This window comes from Pseudonocardia sp. N23, from assembly GCF_002583555.1.
Classification (GTDB): Bacteria; Actinomycetota; Actinomycetes; order Mycobacteriales; family Pseudonocardiaceae; genus Pseudonocardia.
Window position 1 is genome coordinate 1 of record NZ_BEGX01000002.1, and the last position, 22,941, is coordinate 22,941.

Consider the following 22,941-nt stretch of genomic DNA (forward strand, 5'->3'; position numbering starts at 1 on the left):
GGCCCGCGGGTCGGGCGATCGGCGCTCGTGCCATGGTGGTGCCTCCGGTGCGGGTCCGGAGGCGCTCGCGGCGTTCCGGCGGCCGGCTCGCGGCCTCGCGACAGCCTAGCGGTTGCCGGGTCGGGGTCGGACCCGATCCGGCAACCGTCGGCCATCGATGAGCCATCCATGCGTTGGCCCACATCTGGGGACCCGTCGGGACGACGAGCAGACCCCCTTGACGTTCTTGCGGGTGAGCATCCCGGTGTAGGCCCGGCTGTACCAGCCGATCGCCAGGTCCTTGCCGGCGATGGCCTCGGGCTGCTTGTAGTTCGCCGCCTGCTCGGCCTTGTCGGTGGTCGCCACGGCGTTGTCGAGCAGGGCATCGACCTGCGGGTCGGAGTAGCGGCCATGGGTTGCCGCTGCCGCCGGTGTGCAGCGGCTCACGAGCGACGGGAACGGCGTGGCCACCCCGACACCCACGTCGACAGCTGGAAGTTCCGGCCCTGAACGACCTTCGAGCTGAACGTCCCGAGGTCGTGCAGGTCCAGCGTCACCTCGACAACCTCCCCGCCCGGATGGCCGTCAGCGCGGAGCCGCCGGTCCGCCCTCGACGACGCCCACACGAAAGACCGGCCAGCCGATCTCGGTGCGCCACGCAGCGGGATCGTTCGTGTCACGAGGGCCGACGACGTAGACCTCCCGCACCGGCCCGGCCACCGACATCGCGTTCTCCACCACCCAGGTCCCGAGTTCGCCGTACGTGACCTCGATGTCGTCGTGCTCGCCGACGTGGGTGGTGACGGCCAGTTCCGCGGCCGGCAGAGTCGCGGGATGCACGCGTCCGGTGCGAGGTGGCGCGGCAGTCGGCAGGTAGACGACCGCGAGACCGCGCTCCTGCTCGAAAAGGGCGTTGTCGTAGCTGCCGCCCGGCGGTCCGGTCACGGCGGCGCCGACGGCCGCCTCCAGTTCGGCCATCGCGCCTGCGTACCAGGTCGTCACGTCGCGATGCGCGACCACGGCCTCCACCGCCGCGACCGTCCGGGCGGGCTCCGCACGCAGCTCGACGTCGATCGGTGCGGGGTCGGGCCGGAGCAGGCGGCGCAGCGACACGACCGCGGTCCGGGTGCGGTCGAGCACGTCCTCGAGGCGTTGCAGGTGGTCCGCGACCAGGGAGGCACGAACACCGGGGTCGGGGGTCCGCAGGATTCGCTGCACATCGCTCAGGGGGACGTCGAGCTCGCGGAGCCGGTGGATGACCTGCGCGGCCGGGATCTGGTCGACGCCGTAGTAGCGGTAGCCCGTGGTCTCGTCCACCACGGCGGGTTCCAGCAGGGCCGCCTCGTGATACCGGCGCAGGGTCCGCACGCTCAGGTGGGTCAGCCGCGAGAACTCCCCGATGGTCAACACCCCCTCATTCTGAACGCTCCCCCTGGGGGAGAGTCCACGGCTTGACCCTCCCGCCCCGTCAGGTCACATGGTGTGCTCATGACACAGCACACCGAACTCCCGTCCGATCTGCTCCCGACCGCCGTGCGCGACTTCCTCGCCGCCCACATCGCCGGCGACGCCGACACCGCCTCGGCGTTCCTCGTCGAGGACGTGGTGCTCGTCGACCAGGGCGAGACCGTCCGCGGCCGCGAGAAGGCCCATGCGTTCCTGCGGGACGCCGGGTCCGAGTTCGAGTACACGACCGAGCAGACCGGCGCTCGCCGCGTCGACGACGCCCACTGGGTGGTGACCGTACGGCTCGAGGGAACCTTCCCTGGTGGCGTCGCCGAGCTCGACTACCGGTTCGCACTGCGGGACGACCTCGTCGCCGAACTCGTCATCGCCAACCACACAGCCTGACCGAACCGCACCACCTCGGTCGTCGGTGGAGAGAGAATGTCTGGTTCGGATCGCGATCGTCTCGACGGTCGCCGGAGGGGCGTCCACGCCGGTCCCGCATACCGTGACGTCACAGGACGCGATCGCCGCCCGGCTGCCGTGGCTGCGTCGTCAGCTCGTCTCGAGCCATCGGCGCGCACATCCGGCAGGACGACCTGCGCAAGCAAGTCGAATCGGCTGGTCGGGGTGTCGACTGCAGCAATGTGGGTCAGCATTGTCACGCCGGCCGGTCCTAGCCTCGACGAATGAGATCTCGTTTCGCGGCGGACGGCTTCCACCTCGCCTACGACCGCGCCGGCACGGGCCCCGCCGTCGTCCTGCTCCACGGCTGGCCCGGCGACCGGTCGGACTACACCGCCGTCGCCGGCCTTCTCGACGCCGACGTCATCGCACCGGATCTGCGCGGGTTCGGAGGGTCGGACAAGCACCGCGACGGCGACTACTCCGCGCCGGGGCACGCCGCGAGCGTCGTCGCTCTCATGGACGAGCTCGGCATCGCCCGGGCTGTGCTGGGCGGCTACGACATCGGCTCGCGGATCGCGCAGGTCATCGCCCAGCAGCACCCCGAGCGCGTGGAGGAGCTGGTCGTCGCACCGCCGCTTCCCGGGATCGGCCGACGGGTGCTCGACCCGGACGCGCAGCAGGAGTTCTGGTACCAGTCGTTCCACCGGCTGCCGCTGGCCGACGACCTCCTCGACGGCCGGCCCGACGCGGTCCGCGCCCATCTGTGTCACTTCTGGACCCATTGGTCGGGGCCGTCGTTCACCCCCGACGACGCGCGCCTCGACCACCTGGCCGCGAGCTACGGTGCGCCGGGCGCGTTCTCCGCGTCCGTCGGCTGGTACCGGGCCGGTGCCGCGACTGTCGTCCGTTCGCTCGCGGAGACTGCCCCGGCGACGCGGACGGACACCCCGATCACGGTCCTGTGGCCGGAGTTCGACCCACTGTTCCCCCGGGCCTGGTCCGATCGCATCGGCGAGTGGTTCAGCTCCGTGACACTGCAGCACGTCGACGGGGTCGGCCACTTCGTGCCGGTCGAGGCGCCCGGGGTGTTCGCCGGTGCAGTCATGCGAGCGGTCCGGCGGATCCGGCGCTGACGGAGTCAGAACCCGACCGAGGCCGCGCCCTTGAGCTGCAGGAGGGCGCGCGCCTCGCCGGGGGTGGCGACGTCGAGACTCAGGGCCTCCAGGGCCACGCGGACCTGGCGCACCTGCTCGGCGTTGCTCGTCGCCCGGCGCCCCGGCCCGATCCACAACGAGTCCTCCAGACCCACCCGCACGTGCGACCCCATCGTCGCGCCCATCGTGACCAGCGGCATCTGCGCCTTGCCTGCGCCGAGGATCGACCACTCGTAGTCGTCGCCGAGGAGGCGGTCCGCGGTGCGCCGCATGTGCATCACGTCCTCGGGGTGTGCCCCGATGCCACCCAGCAGCCCGAAGACCGACTGCACGAACATCGGTCCCGGGACGAGGCCGCGGTCGCGGAAGTGGGCGAGGTTGTAGAGGTGCGACGTGTCGTAGCACTCGAACTCGAACCGGGTGCCGTTCGCCCTGCCGATGGCAAGGATGCGTTCGATGTCGGCGAACGTGTTCTTGAAGACGACGTCGCGCGAGGCCTCCAGGGCCGGCGCCTCCCACGCGTGCCGGAACGTCGTCGTCCGCTCCAGCATCGGGTAGAGGCCGAAGTTCATCGAGCCCATGTTCAGCGAGGCGAGCTCCGGGGCGAACTCCGCGGCCGGGCGCAGCCGTTCGTCGACGGTCATCGCCGGGTTGCCGCCCGTCGTCAGGTTGACGACCGCGTCGGTGTGACCGGCGAGCCGGCGCAGGATCGGCACGAAGTGCTCGGGGTCCTGCGACGGCCGGCCGTCGGCGGGGTCGCGGGCGTGCAGGTGGAGGATCGCCGCGCCGGCCTCCGCGGCCTCCAGCGCCGCCTCCGCGATCTCCGACGCCGACACCGGCAGGTGCGGCGACATCGACGGCGTGTGGATCGCGCCCGTCACCGCACAGGTGATGACGACCTTCCGCCTGCTCGCCACGGCGACCCTCCTCCCCCGCGGTTCCCGCTCAGCCGCCGCTGAGGACGGCCTTGAGCCGGTCGACGGGCAGGCTCGACGAGAGATCCGCGTCCGGGGAGATCGACGGGTCGCAGGCGGGGACCTTCCCGGCGGCGGTGTCGGCGTAGACGGGGAGCACGTACGGCACCGGCTCCGCGCTCTGCCTGCCCGCCAGCGCCGCGAGCCCGATCCGCAGCGACGCCGCGGACATCTGCGTGGTCCCGTCCTGGCCGAGCCAGGCGATCTTGTGCTGCGCCACGGCGCACACGAAACCCTGCGACGAGCCGATGTTGAGGAACGCGGGCATCCTCGCCCCGGCGTCGACGATCGCCTGCACCGCACCGATGTCGGAGGCGCCGTAGTCGCTGACGAACGCCGCGTACTCACCGTTCTGCGCGATCAGGCCGGCCACGCTGCGCCGCTTCTGGGCGGCGTCCCAGTTCGTCGGCACCCAGGTGTCGGGAACGAGCTGCATCTGGGGCGCGTACTGCCTCAACGCGGCCGCGAAGGCGGTGAAGGTCTTCTCCGTCGACGGCGCCCCCGGCTGCCCGCCGAGGAACGCCACCTTGCCGGTGCCCACGTTCTTCGCGAGCCACTCCGCCTGGTTGCGGGCGATCGCGTCGGTGTCCCACACCAGCGACTCGACGTAGTCGGCGCCCTTCTGGCCCGCGACGTCGTTGACGGTGCTCACGACCTTGACCCCGGCGTCCATGGCCTTGCGCATCGACGGGAGCTGGGAGGGTCCGAAGTCGGGGCTGATCACCATGACCCTGGCGCCCTGCGCGACGGCGGCGTTCGTGGCCGCGATGGCGCCCTGCTGGCCGGTCGTGCCGTTGTACCAGCTGGTCTCCAGCGTCGGGCACTTCGCGGCCTCCGCCTGGAACTCGGCGTTCGAGATCGCCGACCAGACCTGGCCTCCCGCCGACTTGACGTAGACGACCTTGGTCGGCTCCGCGGGACACAGCGCCGTGATGTCGCCGGGCGCACCGGCAGCCGCAGCCGCCGTGGCGCCACCGGCGGCCGAGGCACCGCCGGTGGGGGCGGGTGAACAGGCCGCCAGGGCGACCGCCGAGGCGATCGCCGTGGCAGCGACGAGAACGTGCGAGCGCGAGACCCGAGGGGGATGCATGTCGATCTTCCTTGGTGCGAGTGACAGTGATCCGTCCGTCGGATCCCGGCAGACGCTAGGGATCGATGCGGGAGGCGAGTTGTCCCGAGTTGGGACGACCCGCGTCGGTGTCCTCGTGGATTCGCGCGCCGGTGACGGCGCGGAGCTCGGCCACGGTGGCGCCGGGGGCGAGGTCGACGACCAGCAGCCCGTCGTCGGTGACGTCGAGGACCGCGCGGTCGGTGATGATCCGGTTCACGACGCCCGCGCCGGTGAGGGGCAGCGTGCAGTACGGGACGACCTTGGGCGTGCCGTCCTTGGCGACGAGGTCGGTGAGGACGACGACGCGGCGGGTGCCCGCGACGAGGTCCATGGCCCCGCCCATGCCCTTGACGAGGGCGCCTGGAACGGCCCAGTTGGCCAGGTCGCCGGTGTCCGAGACCTGCATCGCGCCGAGGACGGCGACGTCGATGTGGCCACCCCGGATCATCGCGAAGGACGCGGCCGAGTCGAAGAAGCTCGCGCCCGGCAGCGCGGTGACCGTCTGTTTCCCGGCGTTGATGAGGTCGGCGTCCTCGTCTCCCGAGTACGGGAACGGCCCGATCCCGAGCAGCCCGTTCTCGGACTGGAGCGTGACGCGCACACCCCGCGGGATGTGGTTGGCGACCTTGGTCGGGATGCCGATGCCGAGGTTGGCGTGGTCGCCGTCGCGCAGTTCCCGCGCCGCGATCGCCGCCATCTCGTCCCTGGTCCAGCTCATGCCTGCACCCCCGCCACGGCCGGCCGCTCCCGGACGGTGCGCTGCTCGATGACCTTCACCCGAGCCCTGGCCGCGACGAACCGGTCGACGTAGACACCCGGCGTCACGACGTGGTCCGGGTCGATCGGCGTCTCGGAGAGGTGTTCGGCCTCCGCGACCGTTACCCGGCCGGCGGTCGCGACGACCGGGTTGAAGTTGCGGGCGGTGCAGCGGTAGGTCAGGTTGCCGTAGGGATCGCAGGTGTGCGCGCGCACCAGGGCCAGGTCCGCGACGATGCCCCGTTCCAGCAAATAGGTGACTCCGTCGAAGTCGGCGGTCGGCTTGCCCTCGGCGACCTGCGTCCCGACCCCGGTCCGCGTGTAGAACGCGGGGATGCCGGCACCGCCCGCCCGCAGGCGCTCCGCAAGGCTGCCCTGGGGCGTGAACTCGACCTCGAGCTCTCCGTCGAGGTACTGCCGTGCGAACAGCTGGTTCTCGCCCACGTAGGACGCGACGACCTTCCGCACCTGCCGATTCTCCAGCAACAGCCCGAGGCCCTTGCCGTCGATGCCCATGTTGTTGGAGACGACGACGAGATCGCGCACCCCCGATTCACGGACCGCGTCGATCAGGTCCACCGGCACACCGCTGAGGCCGAATCCCCCGACCGCGATCGTCATCCCGTCGTGCAGCAGGCCGGCCAGTGCGGCACCCGCGTCGTCGGCCGGCCGGACCCCGGTCGTGCCCTCCGAGGGTCGTGCCCCCGGTGTCGTCTTCTCCATGGACGCAGTGCACACGGAAGGTCCTGCGACCTCCATGGGCCGGTCATGTCACAGACAATCGGACTGTGATCTGTCCGTGTGGCGGACATATCATCGCTCCTGTGAACACGTTCGACGCCGCCGATCCCGACCACACTCCGACCGGTCCCGATCGCGGTCCGACGGTGGTCGGGAAGATCGGGCTCGTGCTCCGGGCGCTGGGCGCCGCCGCCGACCCCGCCGGCTCCACCACATCGGACATCGCGCGGCGGACCGGCCTCACCCGGCCCACTGCGCACCGGCTGCTCACCGAGCTGGCGGAGCAGGGCTTCACCGACCGCGACACCGGGACGGGTCGATGGCAGCTCGGACCGGAGCTGTACCTGCTCGGGGCGGTGGCGGCCACTCGCTACGACGTCACCGACCACGCCCGCGACATCCTCGCCGACCTCGCCGAGCAGACGGGCGAGAGCGCCTTCCTGTCCGCACTGCGCGGGCGGGAGACGGTCTGCCTCGCCGAGATCGAGGGCAGCTTCCCCCTCCGGTCCCATGTTCTCCACCTGGGGATCCGGTTCCCGCTCGGGGTCGCCTCCGCCGGGCTCGCGATCCTGTCCCACCTGCCCACCGACGAGGCCGACGACTACGTCGCCACCACCGACCTCACGACCCGGTGGGGCCGCAGCCACTCGCGGCGGGCGGTACGCGCCCGGGTCGCCGCGACCCGCGAGCACGGTTACGCGGTCAACCCGGGCCTGATCATCGAGGACAGCTGGGGCATGGCGGCCGCGGTCTTCGACGAGAGTGGCCGACCACGTGCGGCACTGAGCCTGACCGGGGTCCGGTCCCGGTTCACCGACGCGCGGATTCCCACACTGGGAAGGCTGCTCCTCGACCGGGCACACGCCCTCGGCCGGCGCGTCCGCTGACGACACTCCCCCGCCGACGCGACGACGCCGGGTGGCGACACGTCGTGCGACGCGCCGCCACCCGGCGAAGGGCCGGCAGGGAGGTGACGGGTCAGGCGGGAGCCGTCGCGGCAGGCTTGATGTTCTGGTTGTGGTGGAAGACGTTCTCCGGGTCGTACACGGCCTTGATCCGCGACAGCCGCTCGTACTTCTCGGCGCCGTACGCCGCCCGGACCCGGTTCTCGTCGTACTCGTTCATGTTGTTGATGTAGCTGCCCGAGCCCATGCCGTGCGGCTGCATGTCCGACCAGAACTCCTTGACCCACTGCCGGTCGTGGACGAGCTCCTCGGCCGTCTCGCAGGTCCCGGTCATGATGAAGTGATAGCCCGCGTCACGCGGGCCGGCCCAGGCGGCGTCCTCGTCGGCGACCCGGGCGTACTGGCCGCCCAGCGTCATCGCGCCGAAGTAGGAGAACGCGCCACGGGTTCCCGTGAGGTACTTCTGCATGACGTCGATGGCATCGTCGGAGATGGCGGGCAGATAGACGGCCTTCTCGTAGCCGTGCACGCCCCAGGGGTTGAACGCGTCGTTCATCGACTGCAGCTCGACGTAGCGCATGGGCGTCACCAGTTCGAACGCCGGGGACGCCTCGCGGACGATCGCGGCGGCCGCGGCGAGCTCGGCGGCCGGCCCGACCGTCGCGAGCTGGATGAAGTAGCCGTGGGTGTGTCTGAACTCGTCGGGCACGAACGGCGCGTCGGGCGCCCGCATGCCGAACGCGATGATCGCCATGTCGTCGGGCAGCCTGTCCCGCAGCTCGCGGAACAGCTGCATGGCCTCGACACCGCGTTCGGGCGGGAAGAAGAACATGCCGACGTTGGCGGTGTCGCCGATCTCGTGCAGCTGGAAGACGAACTCGGTGACGATGCCGAAGTTGCCGCCGCCGCCGCGCAGCGCCCAGAACAGGTCGGCGTGGTTCTCACGGTTCGCCCGGACCACGGACCCGTCGGCGAGCACCACCTCGGCCTCGAGCAGGTTGTCGCATGCGAGCCCGAAGCGGCGCAGCAGGAAGCCGACGCCGCCACCGAGGGTCAGCCCCCCGACGCCGGTGTGGGTGACGATGCCGGCCGTGACGGCGAGACCGTGCTCGGAGCACGCCGCGTCGAGGTCGCCGAGCGCCGCGCCGCCGCCGATCCAGGCGCGCTTGGACGCGGGGTCGACCCGGACGCTGTTGATCTTCTCGAGGTGGATCATCAGGCCGCCCTCGGCGACCGCCAGACCGGCGAAGTTGTGCCCGCCGCCCCGGACGGAGATCTCCAGGCCCTGCCGGCGACCGAACGCGATCGCCGCGGCCACCTCGTCGGTCGAACCGCACGACGCAACCACGGCGGGGTACCGGTTGATGTCGGCGTTCCAGACGTTCCGGGAGTTCTCGTAACCCGCGTCGCCGGAGAGGTACACCGACCCGGTGAACGTCTCACGGAATGCTGCGATGGCGCTCTTGTCCACCATTGTTCCTCGCAATTCAGTGTGCCGTGCCGAGCCGGCCGGCGGCCGCTCGGACATGGGAGGTTGTGTCAGCTGGTCCGGGGCTCGAGCGCCCGGGCACCGGATACGAACGCCGTGGCGGTCTCGGCCACCGGCCGCGCCTGCCACTGCTCGGAGAGGATCTCGATCGACACGGGCGCGGTGGCGCCGGACGCCCGCAGCGTCCCGAGGAACCCGGCGACGTCCCACTCGCCGTCGCCGAAGAGCCTGCGGTGCTTGAGGGTCTCCTCGAAGTAGTCGTCGGTGAGCGGGGCGGCTGGCCCGTCGGAGAGCTGGACGACGACCACCCGCTCCCCCGGCAGCGACCGCAGCGCGCGCTCGTCGGGGTTGCCGCGCATGAAGTGCCAGTTGTCGACACACAGCCCGCCGTTGTCGCGGTCCGCGGCCTGGACCACCGCGAGCGAGGTGGCGATGTCGGGCATGTCGGTGCCGGGGAGGAACTCGATCGCCACCTTCGTCCCGACCTCGGCCGCCCGGTCGCACAACCGCGCGAACCGCGAGGCGGACCCGGCTCCAGCACCGCCCGACGATGCGGCGACGACGATGTGGTGAGCACCGAACGCATCAGCCAGCTCGATGAAGTCCTGCTCGACGCCCGCGTCCATGTACGGCAGGTCCCACGGGAACCACGACGGTCCCCACCGCCGACCGTCGGCCGGGCCGTCGAAGCCCAGCCCCACCTCCAGCTCGGCGACCCGCATGCCGGACCGCTCGGCGATCGCGGCGAGGTCCTTCGCGCCGATGCCGTCGCGCTTCGCGTCCTGGAACTCGAACAGGGAGTAACCGATCGCGTCGGCACCTGCCGCGACGGCCGCGGCGACCCGCTCCTCGAACGAGACACCGGTGAGGTTCCCGTAGCCGAGGATCAGCCCGGGTCCCGTGTCTGCCTTGTTTCCGCTCATCACTACGCCTCCTGCGACAACTGCTCGGCGCCTTCCGTCGAACAACACCCGACGTTAGGGACGAGTCCGCCGGCCGAGTTGTCCCGCCTTGGGACGGCCGCCGTGCGGCGACGGTCAGGGGACGACGGCGGCCCGCAGGACGCCGCCGGTCTCGGTGCGGGCCACCGCGGCGCCGATCTCGTCGAGGGAGTACACGCGATCGGACATCGCTCCGTAGGGATGGAGGTCGCGGGTGTCGACGAGGAAGTCCAGGGCGCGGCGGAGGTACCACGGGTCGTAGCGCAGGAACCCCCGTACCGTGAGGTTCTTGCGCGTGAACAGCGCCGGCGCGATCGACAGCGCCGAGCCGGGCCCGACGTTCAGGTTGCCGACAGAGGCGATCGCGCCGCCCGTCCGCACGAAGGCAACAGCCTCGGCGAACGCGTCCGGACGACCGGTGACCTCGACGACGAGATCGGCCCCGTCGCCGTCGGTGAGCCGGCCGATCCGGTCCTGACGGCCGGCGGGCGTCGGGTCGGTCGCCATGTCGACCACCTCGGTCGCACCGAAGCGCAGCGCGGCGGCGATCCGGGCCGGGTCGCGTTCGACCGCGATCACCCGCGCCCCCGACCGCGCCGCCACGGCACAGGCGTAGAGCCCGAGGCCGCCGCATCCCTGGACGACGACGGTCTGCCCGCGGCGCACGCCGATCCGTTCCACGGTGAACAGCATCTGCGCGAGCCCGCAGTTCGCACCGGCGACCTCGGCGTCGTCCAGGACGTCCGGCACCACGTAGAAGTGCCGACCGGCCGCGAGGTGGTAGTGGCTGGCGAACCCGCCGTGGAAGTGCGGCGCCCGGGTCGGCGGCGCCGCCATCGTGTCCGCCCAGTTCACGCACATGTTGAACTCGCCGCGCCCGCAGGGCCTGCAGTGCCCGCACACCCGGAAGTACACGACGACGACGCGGTCGCCGACCGATACCGGCGTCCCCGCGGAGTCGTGGGTGAGTCCCGCTCCCAGCACCCCGACCCGGGCGACGAACTCGTGCCCGAGGACCACGTCGCGCAGGACCGGGTTCCGATGGTGGTAGATGCCGACGTCGGAGCCACACACGTTGGCCTGCAACACCTCCAGCAGGGCTTCACCGGGCCCCGGTTCCGGCAGCGGGTAGCGCTGCACCTCGACCGTCCCCGGTCCGACCAGTGCGGCCACCGAGCCTGCGGCCGCGACGTCGTCCCCAGCCATCACGATCCTCCCGTCGTCGGACTGTGCGAGAAGAGGATCAGCCGCCGCGTCGCGGCCCGGCTGTCCCATGTTCGTACGGGTCGCCGTGGTCCGGAACGTCGGCCAGCACCCACTCGTCGGGCTCCGGGCCGGCGCGAAGGACGCTCACGACGCCGTTGCGCTCCAGGACGACGCAGCCGACGTCGGCCAGCCGGGCCACGCCCGCGACCCGCAGCCGTTGCCGGAGGTCGTCCTCGCTCATCCGGGCCAGTCGCAGTCCCTCGGTCCGCACCCGGCCGGCGCGCACGAGGAGCACGGGCTCCCGGGTGAGGATGCGGCTCAGGACGCGGCTGCGGCGCAGCAGTGTGAGCGAGCGCTGCACGGCGAACAGCATCACGAGCGCGATCACGCCCGTCGCGAGCGTGGGCGTCGCGAGCAATGTGGTCCGCCCGACGACCGCACCGAGCGCGATCACGCAGGCGACGTCGGTCGCGGACATCGCCGACAGGCTCCGCTGGCCGCTCACCCGCACGCACACCAGCAGCGTCAGGTAGATCCCGAGGGTCGCGACCACGACGAGGCCGGCGGTGGGCAGGTCGACGCCGAGCTCGGACGTGACGGGCGGGCTCACGGCAGCGGTGCCGACCGGTCAGACGCCGTCGAGCTGCGCACGCGCGTCCGCGGCCGCGCGCCGGGCGGCGGTCAGCAGCAGCGTCGAGTCGGACTCGACCGCCAGCATCGTGAATCCGGCGCCGTGCCAGCGGGCCACGTTGCCGGTGCCGCAGAACACACCCGCCCCGATGCCGTTGGCGGCGCACGCCGCGACGACCGGCGCCAGTGCCTCGACGGTTCGCGGGTCCGACGCGAGGTACGGGTCACCCCACAGGTCGAGCGCGAGGTCGGCCGGTCCGGCGATGATGCCCGTCAGCCCCGGCACGGCCGCGATCGCCGCGACGTTCTCGACGCCGGTGCGGTCCTCGATCATGACGTAGCAGGCGGCGGCCGCCAGCACGGCTGGGTCCGGTCGGGCTACCGAGAGCTTGGGGCGCAACGGTCCCCAGCTGCGTGACCCCTCCGGTGAGTACCGGCACGCGGCGACCGCCGCGCGCGCCTGCCCGGGCGTCGACACCTGGGGCACGATCACCCCGTCGGCCCCGGCGTCGAGGACGGTGCCGATGAGCGGGGTGTCGGCGCCGGGGACCCGGACGTACGCCGTTCCCCCGGCGGCCCGCACCGCCTGCAGCAGGCCGACGACGTCGACGTTGCGGATGATGCCGTGCTGCATGTCGAGGCAGCACCAGTCGAACCCGACCGACGCCATGAGCTCGACGGCGAAGGGCGACTCGAGGTGGCACCAGCCGCCGAACGACACCTGGTCAGTACGCACGTCCACGTTTCCTCTCCACAAGCATCTCCTGGACGGCGTCGACGAACGCCGAAGGTGCTTCGACCGGTACGAAGTGCCCGACACCCGGGAGACCGCGGACCGTCACCCGACGGAAGCGGGTGCCGAGGCCGTCGAACCAGGATTCCGGGACCAGTGGGTCGAGCTCGGGCCACAGCACGGTGGTCGGGACGGTCACGACGTCCGCCCCGCCCGGGCACATGGTGTCGTCCGGCATCTCGAGGAGGCGCCGGTCGTAGTGCCGGACAAGGTGTTCGAGCCGTGCCGGTGACGGTACGAAACCCGGCGCGGACCAGCTCGTCCAGCCCCGGTCCAGGACGTCGCGGGCCGTACCCGCGAGCGACCACACCGGCACGACGGGCGGCGGCGTCATGACCAGGCCCGCGACGCGCCGGGGATGGCGTACCGCGACCAGCCGGGCCACAGCGGCCCCGATCCCGTACCCGGCCAGCACGACCGGACCGAGCCGCAGCTCCTCGATCAGCCCGGACACGCCGGCGGCCTGAGCCGCTACGGAGACGTCCCCGCCCGGCCACCGGTCGGACTCGCCGACTCCGCGCAGGTCGGGCGCGACGACGGTGTGGTCGAGGCGGACGGCCACGTCCGTCCAGTCGGTCCGGTCACCGTGGCCGCCGTGCAGGAGCACTGTCGCGGGCCCGTCGCCCGATCGGTCGTAGGCGATCCGGAACCCGTCGACGGGGCGGCTCATCGCGGGGTGACCGGCGTCGAGCGGTGGTAGCCCTGCCGCCAGGTGGGATCCCACCGTGGTCATGTCGCTCGCGCCCGCCGCCGGTTGAGCATGGCCGCACCCGCCAGTGCCAGTGCCATGGCGATGGCCTGGACGAGCAGCTGGACCGCGGCGTTGGCGCCGAGGGTGAGCACGACCTGGCCGAGCTGGGTGAGGAACAGGGCCGCGACCGCCGTGGCGACGACGCTGCCACGGCCACCGGCGAGGCTCGTGCCGCCGATCACGACGGCCATCACCGTCTGGAACAGGTACGGGTTGCCCATGGTCGGGGCCGGGTTCTGGGCGTAGCCGGCGAGGAGTACGGCGGCGAGCGCGAACAGCAGTGCCGCGGCGACGTACGCCCCGACGATGTAGGTGTCGACCCGGATGCCGATGGCCCGTGCCGCGTCGGGGTTCGACCCGACCGCCACGAACCGTCGTCCCACCGCCGTCCGGCGCAGCAGGAAGCCGACGACCAGCACCGTCGCGACCGCGAGCCACACCAGCGTCGACACACCGAGCACGCTCGACGCGGCGAAGGCCTGCAGGCTCGGCGGGGCCGCCGACCCGACGCCCTTGGTGTAGCTGAACATCGCCCCGACCAGCAGCGCGTTGAGGGCGAGCGTCGTGATCAACGGGGTCACGTTGATCTTGGTGATGATCAGGCCGTTGACCAGCCCGATGACCACGGCGACCACGATCACCGCGATGAGCCCCACGAACACCGACGTGTCGTTGCGGTCGACGAACACGACGAAGCCCATCGCGGTCAGGCTGACCACTCCGGGGATCGACAGGTCGATACCGCGTTGCTGGATCACCAGCGTCTGACCGACGGACATGATCGCCAGGATCGCCCAGAAGGGCAGCATCGCTCCCAGCGACTGCGCCGACAGCGACTTCGGCACGAGGATCGCGCTCAGGACGAACAGCGCGCAGGTCGCCAGCACGATGCCGGCGTAGGGCCCGGCGGCCCGGGGCCGCCGCCGCGGCGGACTCACGTCCAGGTCGACGGTGGCGACCTGCTCCGGGTCGCTCAACGAGTTGCTCATCGACGTCTCCGACTCAGTGTGTGCGTGCGAGGTGCCGGGTGCGGGAGTAGACGGCCACCGCGATCAGCGTCATCGCACCGGGCAGGTACGACGACCACGCGGCGTCGAGACCGAGGAAGGTCACCGCCCCGATCGCCTGGGTGACCAGGAAGGCGGCCGCGACGGTGCCGATGAACGACCCGCGACCACCGAAGATGCTGGCCCCGCCGATGACCGCTGCCGAGATGCTGGTCAGCGTGTAGTCGATACCCGACGTCGGGTCCCCCGAGCCGACCTGCGCCAACAGGAACAGCGCGGCGAGCCCCGCCATCAGGCTGCACAGCAGGAACCCGACGAGCCGGACGCGCGGTGCGCTGAGACCGTTGAGCCGCGCCGCCTCCGGCTGCGAGCCGACCGATCGCAGCGCGATGCCGGTCCGGCTGCGGCGTAGCCACAGCTGCATGCCGGCGGCCACGACGACCAGCACGACGAAGGCGATCGGGATCGGCCCCAGCGTGTAGGTCAGGGCATCGGTGATGCGGCTGTCGAACAGGCCGCCCGGCTGGGGCCGCAGCACGAGCGAGAGCGCCTGGAGCGCGATGTAGGTGATCAGCGTCGCGACGATCGCATTCATCTTGACGACGTCGACGAGCGCCCAGTTCACCAGGCCCACCGCGAGCGGCACTCCGAACAGCAGGACCCAGCCCAGCACCCGGTCCAGCGGTATCGACTCGGCTGTCAGGAAGAACGACTCGACGACGACCACGAAGCCCATCAGCGGACCGACGGAGAGGTCGACAGCGCCGATCGTGAGCGCGACGGTCTGGCCGAGTGCCACGAAGCCGAGAACCGCGACGAGCGCGAGGAGCCCGGAGATGCTCGGCGTCGTGAGGTAGAAGGCGCTCGACAAGGAGGTCCACAGCCCGAGGGCCAGTACCGCGAGCGCCACCATCGCGATCGGCGCCGTGTCCCCGGCGAACCACCGGACGGCCGGCCCGGCACGCCGGGAGGTCTTGTCCCGGTGCGTCGTCGCCGTGAGCGCGGCACCGGTGATCCGGGCCTCGGTCACGCCGTCGCCCGCCAGCTCCTCGACGACGTGGCCGCGCGAGAAGATGAGGATGCGGTCGCACAGCCCGGCCAGCTCGATGCCGTCCGACGACACCACGACGACGCCCATACCCCGCTCACGGGCGTTGTCGCGCAACAGGTCGTAGATCTCGGACTTCGCTCCGACATCGACGCCCTGGGTGGGTTCGTCGATGAGCAGCACCCGGGGGTCGCGGCGCAGGACGCCCGCGAGGAGGGCCTTCTGCTGGTTGCCGCCCGAGAGCGACTCGATCGGCGTCTCGATGGTCGGGGTCTTCACCGCCAGCTCGGCGACGGCGGTCCGGGCGAACTCCCGCTCCCGGCGCGGCTCGACCACACCCATGGTGCTGAACCTGTCGAGGTTGCGCAGACCGATCGTCTCCCGCACGGTCAGCCCGGGGAACACCCCTTCGCGGTGCCGGTCACCGGTCAGGTACGCGACCGTCGACGACCTCCGCCGGACCGGCGCACCATCGACCTCGACCGACCCGTTGCGGTGGCCGAGCCCGGCCAGCGCGCGCAGTGCGTCGCGCTGGCCGTTGCCCTCGATGCCCGCGAACCCGATGATCTCGCCGGGCCGCACCGTGAAGGTCAGGTCCTCGAACCCGCGCCCACTCACCGATGTGACGTCCAGGACGGGTGCACCGCCGTCGGGCGGGGTGGGCTTGTCCGGGAAGACCGCGTCGAGGCGCCGCCCGACGATGAGGTCGACGATGTCGCGTTCCGACAGGGTCGCGGCGTCGAAGGTGCCGCGGTGGCACCCGTCACGGAGCACGCTGATCCGGTCGGCGATCTGCTTGACCTCCCGGATCCGGTGCGAGATGTAGACGACCGCGCTGCCTTCGCGCACCCGCTCCCGCACCGCCGCGAACAGCCTCTCGACGTCCTCGCCCGCGAGGTGCTCGGTCGGCTCGTCGAGCACGAGCACCGCCGGCCTGCGGGCCAGCGCCCGCACGATGTCGACGATGAACCGGTGTTCGGGCTCGAGCTCCTCGATCCGGGCATCGGGGTCGATGCCGACATCGCCGCTCCACTCGCGCAACCGGTCCCGGCTCCACGACCGCAGCTGCCCGATCGGGGGCCGCGCGGTCGGCGGCTGCCCGAGGTACATGTTCTCGGCGACGGTGAGGTCGGGCAGCAGCGCCGGCTCCTGCAGCACGATCGCCACACCGAGCTCCTGCGCGTCGTGCGTCGACCCGGCGCGCAGCAGCCGGCCACCGACCGAGACCGTGCCCGCCTCCGGTACCAGCGCTCCGGACGCCACTGCCATCAGCGTCGACTTGCCCGCACCGTTCTCGCCGACGATCCCGTGCACCTCACCGGCCCGGACCGTCAGGTCCACGTCGTCGAGGGCGACGACACCCGGGAACGTCTTCGTGACGTGGTCGATGCGCAGCGCCGGCACCGGATCCACCGTGATGTCGTCAGCCACCGAGGACCTTCTTCAGATCGGCCACCGACAGACTGGACGACAGGTCGGCGTCGGGTGAGACCGACGGGTCGCAGTCGGGCATCTTCCCGGCCGCGGTGTCGGCGTAGGTGTAGAGGACGTACGGGTTCGGCTCGGCGCTGGGCTTGTCCTGCATGTCCGCCAACGCGATCCGCAGCGCGGACGCGGTCATGCGGGTCGAGCCGTCCTGGCCCAGCCACTGGATGTTGTTCTGCTTGACGGTGCAGACGAAGCCCTGTGAGGAGCCGATGTTGAGGAACGCGGGCATCTTTGCCTTCGCATCGAGGATCGCCTGTGCCGCACCGATGTCCGAGGCGCCGTAGTCACTGACGAAGGCCGCGTACTCGCCGTTCTGCGCGAGCAGGCCCGCCACGGCACGCCGCTTCTGGGCGGAGTCCCAGTTGGTCGGGACCCAGGTGTCGGGGACGAGCTGGATGCCGGGGGCGTACTTGGTCAGCGCCGTCTTGAACGCGGTGAAGGTCGTCTCGGTCGAGGGCGCACCCGGCTGGCCTCCGAGGAAGGCGACCTTGCCGGTCTTGACGTGCTCGTTCAGCCACTTGGCCTGGTTCTCACCGATCGCGTTGACGTCCCACAGGAGCGAGTCGCTGACGTCGGTGCCCTTCTGCGCGCCACCGTCGCTGACAGTCGTCACGACCGTCACGCCGGACTGGACCGCCTTGCGCAGGGACGGGAGCTGGGCGGCGCCGAAGTCGGCGATGACGACCAGCGCCTTGGCGCCCTGCGCAACGGCGGAGTTCGTGGCGGCGATCGCGCCCTGGACGCCGGACGTGCCGTTGTACCAGCTGGCCTGGATGTTGGGACACTTCGCGGCTTCGGCCTGGAACTCCGCGTTGGCGATGGCCGCCCACACCTGGCCGCCGGCCGACTTGACGAACACGACCTTCGTCGGTTCCGACGGGCAGTAGGGCGTGATGTCGCCGGGCGCGGAGTCCGCGACGGCATTGGTACCCGAGGCACCACCCGCGGCGGCTCCGGAACCGGGACCCGGCGCCGGCGAACAGGCGGCGAGCACCACGGCCGCTGCCGCCACCAACGACGCGGTGACGATCCGCGCGCGCGACGACGAGGCGAGAATTCGCATTACCGACCTCCTTCTCGAGAATTGCGATCTCAGGTTGCCGGGAGCCGGCGAGAACGGTCTGCCGAGCCAGGAGAACTGCCAGGCAGAAACACGATGCTCGTTGAGAGCTGTGCCACAAAGGTGTCCCGTCGTGGGACACGGATCACTATTTGATCAATGCGCCGGCGTCGACGGACATCCGCAGTCCGGTGACGTATCGCGACTCGTCCGACGCCAGGAACAGCACGGCATTGCTCACGTCCCGCGCCTCGATCCACGGAATGGGCAGCAGGTTCATCGGCGCGCAGGCCTCGGCGAACTCCTCGCGCGTCGGGACCCGTCCACCGAGGTCGGCCCGGAACAGCTTCTGCATCGGTTCGTTGCGCTGGAGGATGTCGGTGTCGACGGCCGTCGGGTGCACGGTGTTGACCCGGATCCCGTACGGGGCCACCTCGGCGGCCAGCGACTGGGCCAGGCCGACGTCACCGGCCTTCGCCGCTGAGTACGCACCCGTGTGCGGTGTCCCCTTCAGCCCCACCAGGGAGCTGGTGATGATGATCGAACCTCCGCGACCAGCGGCGATCATCGCGGGCACCGCGGCGCGCACGGTGTTCCACACGCCCTTGAGCATCGTGTCGATCTGGACGTCCCACATCTCCTCGGTGATCTCCCACACCTTGGGGACGGAGTCGATGAGCCCGGCGTTCGCGCACACGATGTCGATGCCACCGAACTCCGCGACCGCCTCGTCCACGACCGCCTGCAGCGCCGCGCCGTCCCGGACGTCGGCACGGCGGGCGATGATCCGACGGTCCTCGTTCTCGACGAGCCGGACGGTCTCTGCGAGTTCCTCGGAGCTGCCGAGGGGATATCCGAGATTTTCGATGTCCGCGCAGATGTCGACGGCGACGATATCGGCGCCCTCTTCCGCGAGCCGTTTCGCGTGTGCCCGCCCCTGCCCGCGTGCGGCGCCGGTGATGAGTGCGACCTTACCCTTTACCCGGTCCACGATTCCCCGCTTCCTGTCCTGATGGCGAATGAGCGGTGACACCACGACATTGCGATCCACCGACCATCGCCGACGGTATGCGGCGGCGTGTCACCCGAGTTGTCCCGGAATGTGACACGAATCAATCGGCGAGAAGCCTGTTGAGCGCGGGCGCCACATCGCGGTGGGTCGCGATGTGGGCCAGCCGTCCGCGGCCCTTCCTCGCGAGCTCGGCCGCGAGCGGCGCGTCGTGCTCGCCGTCGGTCTCGAGCATGACGTGCAGCTCGCCACACCGGGCCGCAACGATCCGGGGGTCGGGGCCGGCGTTGTGCACGACGTCGGAGAGCAGCACGATCGACCGTCTCCGCAGCGGTGAGCGTGCGAGCTCGGCCCGCGCCACCTCCAGCCCGAACGAGACGTTGGTCAGTCCTCGCGCCGGGATCCTGAGCAGCCGGTCGACGATGTGCCCGACCGGGAGGCGCGCGTCGAAGGACTTCAGGAGTGCGGCGTCGGACCAGAAGGCGACGAGGGCGATCTGGTCGTCGACCCCGGCCCCGCTCAGGTCGGCCGAGAGGGCGGCGATCGTCGCGGCGGCGATCCGCGCCTTCTCACCCCGCATCGAGCCGGACACGTCCGCCACGAGCACCACCGCCCGGCGGGCCCGGACCCGTTCGCGCACGATGATCTCGGTGTCGTCGGGACGTGGTCGCTCCGCGAGGACCTCGACGGTCCGGTCGATGTCGATGTCGTCGGACCGGTAGCGGTACGCCATCGGCATCATCCGGCCGGACCCGCGGTCACCGCGGCGCACCCGTGGCCGCCGCCGCACCGTGAGGCTGCGCGCGATACGGCGCGCCATCGCGGCGACCTCGTCGTCGGCGGGCGCCTCCTCCAGGAGGTCGTCGAGGGCGCGACGACGTGCCTGCTGCCCCGTGACGAGCACTCCCTGGCCGCCGGTCGCGGCGTCGCCGTCCCCGTCGCCCCGACCGTCGCCGAGGTCGACGACGAGCGGGGTGCCGCCGCTGTCCTGGAACAGCGCGGGCGCGTCGGTCAGCCGCTTCGCGGAGCGGCGGCGGGCCGGCCGGTCACCGTCCGGCGCGGCCGGCAGCTGGACGGGGTTGTCGAGGTCTAGGCGGTGCGGTCCCGGCGCCGCACGCCGGGGTGCGAGAAAAAATGGTTCTCCCAGATCTCGGTGATCACCTGCTCCGCGGTCGCCTCGGACGTCTCGTCGACCGCGATCCGGGCCGACAGGGCGAGCATCGAGGCGTCGAGCACCAGCTGCGTCCGCTCGGACCGGACGTCCATCGCCTCCAGTTCGACCGCGATCGCGACCAGGTCGATCGCGCCACGCACGCTCGATCCGCGCCGCAGCTCGGGGTGCACGCGCGTCGCCCGGGTGATCGCCACCGCGTCGGCGACGAGCAGGTCGTCGGAGCAGCCGGTGCGGGCCGCGACGATCGCGCGTTCCTCGCGGTCGTCCTGGTAGTCGACCACCAGGCGGCACCAGCGGTCGTAGACGCTGTCGGAGATGCGCGAGGTCCCGATGTTGTCGAAGGGGTTCATCGAGGCGAGCAGCCGGAAGGTGGGCAGCGCCCGGACCGTGCCGGCCCGCGGCACGACGACCTCGCGCTCGGCCATCGCCGCCAGCAGGACGTTGAGCGTGTCCTCGGGTGCGCGGTTGAGCTCCTCGATGTAGAGGAAGCCGCCCGACTGCATCGCCTGCACCAGCGGGCCGGGCACGAAGTTGTCGTCGGAGTAGTCCTCCTGCAGCACGCGCGCCGGGTTGTGGTGCCCGACCAGCCGCGCCGGGGTCAGCTCGCCGTTGCCCTCCACCAGGTGGAACGGGACGCCCCAGTTCGTGCTGATCGCACGGAGCATCGTCGACTTCGACGTTCCCGGCGGGCCCTCCAGCAGGACGTCGCGCCCCGCCGCGACGGCCGCGAGCACGAGGTCGAGCTCGCGTTCGCGGCCGACGACGCGGCCGGCGATGGCATCGCGGCGCGATCGCGCGGCACCGCGCACCGTGGCGTCCACGGCGCTCACCGGCCCGGCCGCAGCGGGCGGAAGAGCTCCCGCACGTCCTCGACGATCGCGGCGGGTTCCTCCGCGGGGCCGAAGTGGCCACCGGACTTCATGTAGGTCAGCTGCCGCAGGTCGTAGTAGCGCTCCATCCACGCCTTCGGCATGACGACGAGCTCCTGCGGGAACACCGCGATCCCGGTCGGGGCCTTGACGACGGGCGTCTCCGCCGTCGCGGCACGCCACAGGTCGTTGCGCGCCTCCCAGTAGAAGCGGGCGCTGGTCACGAAGCTCTCCCCGACCCAGTACAGCATCGCGAGGGTGATCAGGTCGTCCTTGGAGAACCGCGACTCGACGTCGCCACCGCAGTCGCTCCACCAGCGTCGTCGGTCGACGAGCCAGGCCAGGAGGCCCGCTGGCGAGTCGTGCATGGCGTAGGCGAGGTTCTGCGGGTCGGTGCTCTGCACCGCGATGTGGCTGGTCGCGTGTGCCATCCGCGCCTGCGTGTGGTGGTACCAGTGCCGCTCGTCGGGCGCGTAGTCGTCCTCGGCGGGCAGCGCCGCCTCGAAGAAGTCCAGCGGGAGCGACAGGTTGAGGTGGATGCCGATGAGGTGCTCGGACCAGCGGTGACCCATCTCCGAGGTCACCAGCTGACCCCAGTCGCCGCCCTGTGCGGCGAACTTGTCGTAGCCGAGCCGGTCACGCATCAGCTCGACCCACAGCGCAGCGGTGCGGTGGAAGTTGATCCCGGTGCGCCGCAGCGGCACCGAGAACCCGAAGCCGGGCAGCGACGGGATGACCACGTCGAAGGCGTCGGCCGGGTCGCCGCCGAACGAGGCGGGGTCGGTCAGCGGCCTGATCACGTGCTCGAAGTCCCAGAAGGACCAGGGCCAGCCGTGGGTGAGGACCAACGGGATCGGATCGGGCCCGACCCCGCGCTCGTGGACGAAGTGGATCGGGACGTCGTCGATCGTGGTCCGGAAGTGCGCGTACTCGTTCATCCGGCGTTCCTGCGCCCGCCAGTCGTACTCGTCGAGCCAGTAGGCGACGAGCTCCTCGAGGTACTCACGGTTGGCCCCGTACCGCCAGTCCTCGTTGCCGACGTCGGCGGGCCAGCGGGTGCGGACGAGACGTTCCCGCAGGTCCGTGAGGACCTCGTCCGGAACCGCGACGGCGAACGGCTCGACGGCCGCGCTCATCGGGACACCAGCTCGGCACCGACGGGAACGGTGAGCCCCGAGAGCATGCGGGCGTCGTCGGAGGCGAGATAGAGAACCGTCTCGGACACGTCGCGCGCCGCGGCGAACGGCACCGGTACGTCGGCCTCGGGATCGAAGACGAGACGTCCGGACGGCTCGGGCAACGATGCGCGCCCGTCGTCGGTCGGGTGCACGCTGTTGACCCGGATCGACCGCGGGGCCAGCTCGTGGGCGAGCGAACGCACCAACCCGACGACACCGTGCTCGGCAGCCGCGTGAGGTGCCAGATGGGCGAAGCCTCGCAGCCCGGCGGCACTTGCGACGACGGTGATCGAACCGCCGTCGACGAGGTGCGCGAGCGCCACCCGGCACGTGGTCCATGCGGTGGTGAGGACACGGTCGAGGGTGTCGTGCCACGCGTCGTCGGGCGTTCCGGTGATCGACCCCGGTGCCGTGACCACCGGTCCGACGACGACCGCGTCCAACCTGCCGAAGCGGCGGGTGCCGGCGGCGACGGCGGCGGCGAGCGCCTTCGGATCGCGGGCGTCGGCGCTGCTGGCGCAGATCCGTCCGCCCGCGGTCTCGACGGCGGCGACAGTGGCGGCCAGGTCGGCCGGACCGGACGGCTCGGGCGCGTCGTGGTCCACGGCGATCACCGCGGCACCGTCGCGGGTGAACCGCGTGGCGAACCCGCGGCCGGGCGGCCGACCTGCGCCGGTCACCAGAACAACCTTCCCCTGCAGCCGCCCCATCGTCAGGCCTCCCACTCGTCGGTCCGGCCGACGACGCCCACCGGGGCGGACCATCGCGGCGTCTCGGCCAGAACGCTCGCAGTCGACATCTCGGCCGGGTTGTCCCAACTTGAC

23 protein-coding genes are annotated in these 22,941 nt (G+C 71.4%); 3 read left to right on the forward strand and 20 right to left on the reverse strand.

All coding sequences use genetic code 11. From position 1 onward, the window contains the following. Positions 1–105 precede the first annotated feature (105 nt). Both TOK_RS00815 and TOK_RS00820 read right to left on the reverse strand, forming a co-directional pair. Positions 106–450: a hypothetical protein gene (locus tag TOK_RS00815; RefSeq protein ID WP_141566226.1), complete on the reverse strand. Its 345-nt coding sequence runs from the start codon at positions 448–450 to the stop codon at positions 106–108. 114 nt (positions 451–564) lie between these two features. Beyond that, positions 565–1,389 carry a MerR family transcriptional regulator gene (locus tag TOK_RS00820; RefSeq protein WP_098955818.1) on the reverse strand — a complete coding sequence of 275 codons (825 nt, stop codon included), beginning with the start codon at positions 1,387–1,389 and terminating at the stop codon, positions 565–567. A gap of 78 nt (positions 1,390–1,467) precedes the next feature. On the opposite strand from TOK_RS00820, the gene TOK_RS00825 reads away from it, so the two are divergent. Both TOK_RS00825 and TOK_RS00830 read left to right on the forward strand, forming a co-directional pair. Then, the gene (locus TOK_RS00825; protein ID WP_098955967.1) at positions 1,468–1,830 is read left to right on the forward strand and encodes a nuclear transport factor 2 family protein; all 363 of its coding nucleotides are present in this window, start codon (positions 1,468–1,470) and stop codon (positions 1,828–1,830) included. Between the two features lie 284 nt (positions 1,831–2,114). Further along, entirely contained in the window at positions 2,115–2,966 is an 852-nt protein-coding gene (locus tag TOK_RS00830) for an alpha/beta fold hydrolase (protein WP_098955819.1), read from the forward strand. Positions 2,967–2,971: 5 nt separating this feature from the next. Here TOK_RS00830 and TOK_RS00835 read toward each other — a convergent pair whose 3' ends face one another. The 4 genes from TOK_RS00835 to TOK_RS00850 are packed head-to-tail and all read right to left on the reverse strand — an operon-like array spanning position 2,972 to position 6,551. Next, positions 2,972–3,904 (reverse strand): 3-keto-5-aminohexanoate cleavage protein, encoded by a 933-nt coding sequence (locus tag TOK_RS00835; RefSeq protein WP_098955820.1) that lies wholly within the window; start codon positions 3,902–3,904, stop codon positions 2,972–2,974. Between the two features lie 28 nt (positions 3,905–3,932). Next, positions 3,933–5,051 (reverse strand): substrate-binding domain-containing protein, encoded by a 1,119-nt coding sequence (locus tag TOK_RS00840; protein ID WP_098955821.1) that lies wholly within the window; start codon positions 5,049–5,051, stop codon positions 3,933–3,935. Positions 5,052–5,106: 55 nt separating this feature from the next. Continuing rightward, complete coding sequence (locus TOK_RS00845) at positions 5,107–5,790, reverse strand: 3-oxoacid CoA-transferase subunit B (protein WP_098955822.1); 684 nt, start codon at positions 5,788–5,790, stop codon at positions 5,107–5,109. Further along, positions 5,787–6,551, reverse strand: a complete 765-nt coding sequence (locus TOK_RS00850; protein WP_098955823.1) for a CoA transferase subunit A — start codon at positions 6,549–6,551, stop codon at positions 5,787–5,789. Before TOK_RS00850 ends, TOK_RS00845 begins: the two co-directional genes overlap by 4 nt. A 101-nt stretch (positions 6,552–6,652) precedes the next feature. On the opposite strand from TOK_RS00850, the gene TOK_RS00855 reads away from it, so the two are divergent. Then, positions 6,653–7,456, forward strand: a complete 804-nt coding sequence (locus TOK_RS00855) for an IclR family transcriptional regulator (protein WP_253258103.1) — start codon at positions 6,653–6,655, stop codon at positions 7,454–7,456. Positions 7,457–7,547: 91 nt separating this feature from the next. On the opposite strand, the gene TOK_RS00860 is transcribed toward TOK_RS00855, so the two are convergent. The 14 genes from TOK_RS00860 to TOK_RS00925 all read right to left on the reverse strand — a co-directional run bounded on the left by TOK_RS00860 (position 7,548) and on the right by TOK_RS00925 (position 22,797). Next, positions 7,548–8,948 (reverse strand): FAD-binding oxidoreductase, encoded by a 1,401-nt coding sequence (locus TOK_RS00860; RefSeq protein WP_098955824.1) that lies wholly within the window; start codon positions 8,946–8,948, stop codon positions 7,548–7,550. A gap of 65 nt (positions 8,949–9,013) precedes the next feature. Next, positions 9,014–9,886, reverse strand: a complete 873-nt coding sequence (locus tag TOK_RS00865) for a sugar phosphate isomerase/epimerase (protein WP_098955825.1) — start codon at positions 9,884–9,886, stop codon at positions 9,014–9,016. A 114-nt stretch (positions 9,887–10,000) separates the two neighbouring features. Next, positions 10,001–11,110 (reverse strand): zinc-binding dehydrogenase, encoded by a 1,110-nt coding sequence (locus tag TOK_RS00870; protein WP_098955969.1) that lies wholly within the window; start codon positions 11,108–11,110, stop codon positions 10,001–10,003. Positions 11,111–11,147: 37 nt separating this feature from the next. Continuing rightward, positions 11,148–11,720 (reverse strand): DUF421 domain-containing protein, encoded by a 573-nt coding sequence (locus TOK_RS00875; protein ID WP_098955826.1) that lies wholly within the window; start codon positions 11,718–11,720, stop codon positions 11,148–11,150. A gap of 18 nt (positions 11,721–11,738) precedes the next feature. Next, positions 11,739–12,482, reverse strand: coding sequence for an HpcH/HpaI aldolase/citrate lyase family protein (locus TOK_RS00880; protein ID WP_098955827.1), 744 nt, complete (start codon positions 12,480–12,482; stop codon positions 11,739–11,741). Further along, positions 12,466–13,266 (reverse strand): alpha/beta fold hydrolase, encoded by an 801-nt coding sequence (locus TOK_RS00885; RefSeq protein ID WP_253258104.1) that lies wholly within the window; start codon positions 13,264–13,266, stop codon positions 12,466–12,468. The genes TOK_RS00880 and TOK_RS00885 overlap by 17 nt, the downstream gene beginning before the upstream one ends. Then, entirely contained in the window at positions 13,263–14,273 is a 1,011-nt protein-coding gene (locus TOK_RS00890; protein WP_098955829.1) for an ABC transporter permease, read from the reverse strand. Before TOK_RS00890 ends, TOK_RS00885 begins: the two co-directional genes overlap by 4 nt. A 13-nt stretch (positions 14,274–14,286) precedes the next feature. Beyond that, entirely contained in the window at positions 14,287–16,770 is a 2,484-nt protein-coding gene (locus TOK_RS00895; RefSeq protein ID WP_098955830.1) for an ATP-binding cassette domain-containing protein, read from the reverse strand. Next, positions 16,763–17,890 carry a substrate-binding domain-containing protein gene (locus TOK_RS00900; protein ID WP_098955831.1) on the reverse strand — a complete coding sequence of 376 codons (1,128 nt, stop codon included), beginning with the start codon at positions 17,888–17,890 and terminating at the stop codon, positions 16,763–16,765. Before TOK_RS00900 ends, TOK_RS00895 begins: the two co-directional genes overlap by 8 nt. 145 nt (positions 17,891–18,035) lie before the next feature. Further along, entirely contained in the window at positions 18,036–18,878 is an 843-nt protein-coding gene (locus tag TOK_RS00905; protein ID WP_098955832.1) for a mycofactocin-coupled SDR family oxidoreductase, read from the reverse strand. Between the two features lie 121 nt (positions 18,879–18,999). Beyond that, on the reverse strand, positions 19,000–19,800 hold the full coding sequence (locus TOK_RS00910; protein ID WP_253258105.1) for a VWA domain-containing protein: 801 nt from the start codon (positions 19,798–19,800) through the stop codon (positions 19,000–19,002). Between the two features lie 185 nt (positions 19,801–19,985). Next, the gene (locus tag TOK_RS00915; protein WP_216361800.1) at positions 19,986–20,900 is read right to left on the reverse strand and encodes a MoxR family ATPase; all 915 of its coding nucleotides are present in this window, start codon (positions 20,898–20,900) and stop codon (positions 19,986–19,988) included. Next, positions 20,897–22,075 carry an epoxide hydrolase family protein gene (locus TOK_RS00920; RefSeq protein WP_098955833.1) on the reverse strand — a complete coding sequence of 393 codons (1,179 nt, stop codon included), beginning with the start codon at positions 22,073–22,075 and terminating at the stop codon, positions 20,897–20,899. The genes TOK_RS00915 and TOK_RS00920 overlap by 4 nt, the downstream gene beginning before the upstream one ends. Beyond that, positions 22,072–22,797 carry an SDR family oxidoreductase gene (locus TOK_RS00925; RefSeq protein ID WP_172457335.1) on the reverse strand — a complete coding sequence of 242 codons (726 nt, stop codon included), beginning with the start codon at positions 22,795–22,797 and terminating at the stop codon, positions 22,072–22,074. Before TOK_RS00925 ends, TOK_RS00920 begins: the two co-directional genes overlap by 4 nt. Positions 22,798–22,941 lie beyond the last annotated feature (144 nt).

Coding starts and splice junctions, on each gene's coding strand:
- TOK_RS00900 (WP_098955831.1), bottom strand. CDS start 17,890: ATGCGAATTCTCGCCTCGTCGTCGCGCGCGCGGATCGTCACCGCGTCG.
- TOK_RS00920 (WP_098955833.1), bottom strand. CDS start 22,075: ATGAGCGCGGCCGTCGAGCCGTTCGCCGTCGCGGTTCCGGACGAGGTC.
- TOK_RS00865 (WP_098955825.1), bottom strand. CDS start 9,886: ATGAGCGGAAACAAGGCAGACACGGGACCCGGGCTGATCCTCGGCTAC.
- TOK_RS00845 (WP_098955822.1), bottom strand. CDS start 5,790: ATGAGCTGGACCAGGGACGAGATGGCGGCGATCGCGGCGCGGGAACTG.
- TOK_RS00850 (WP_098955823.1), bottom strand. CDS start 6,551: ATGGAGAAGACGACACCGGGGGCACGACCCTCGGAGGGCACGACCGGG.
- TOK_RS00840 (WP_098955821.1), bottom strand. CDS start 5,051: ATGCATCCCCCTCGGGTCTCGCGCTCGCACGTTCTCGTCGCTGCCACG.
- TOK_RS00825 (WP_098955967.1), top strand. CDS start 1,468: ATGACACAGCACACCGAACTCCCGTCCGATCTGCTCCCGACCGCCGTG.
- TOK_RS00885 (WP_253258104.1), bottom strand. CDS start 13,266: ATGACCACGGTGGGATCCCACCTGGCGGCAGGGCTACCACCGCTCGAC.
- TOK_RS00870 (WP_098955969.1), bottom strand. CDS start 11,110: ATGGCTGGGGACGACGTCGCGGCCGCAGGCTCGGTGGCCGCACTGGTC.
- TOK_RS00890 (WP_098955829.1), bottom strand. CDS start 14,273: ATGAGCAACTCGTTGAGCGACCCGGAGCAGGTCGCCACCGTCGACCTG.
- TOK_RS00830 (WP_098955819.1), top strand. CDS start 2,115: ATGAGATCTCGTTTCGCGGCGGACGGCTTCCACCTCGCCTACGACCGC.
- TOK_RS00860 (WP_098955824.1), bottom strand. CDS start 8,948: ATGGTGGACAAGAGCGCCATCGCAGCATTCCGTGAGACGTTCACCGGG.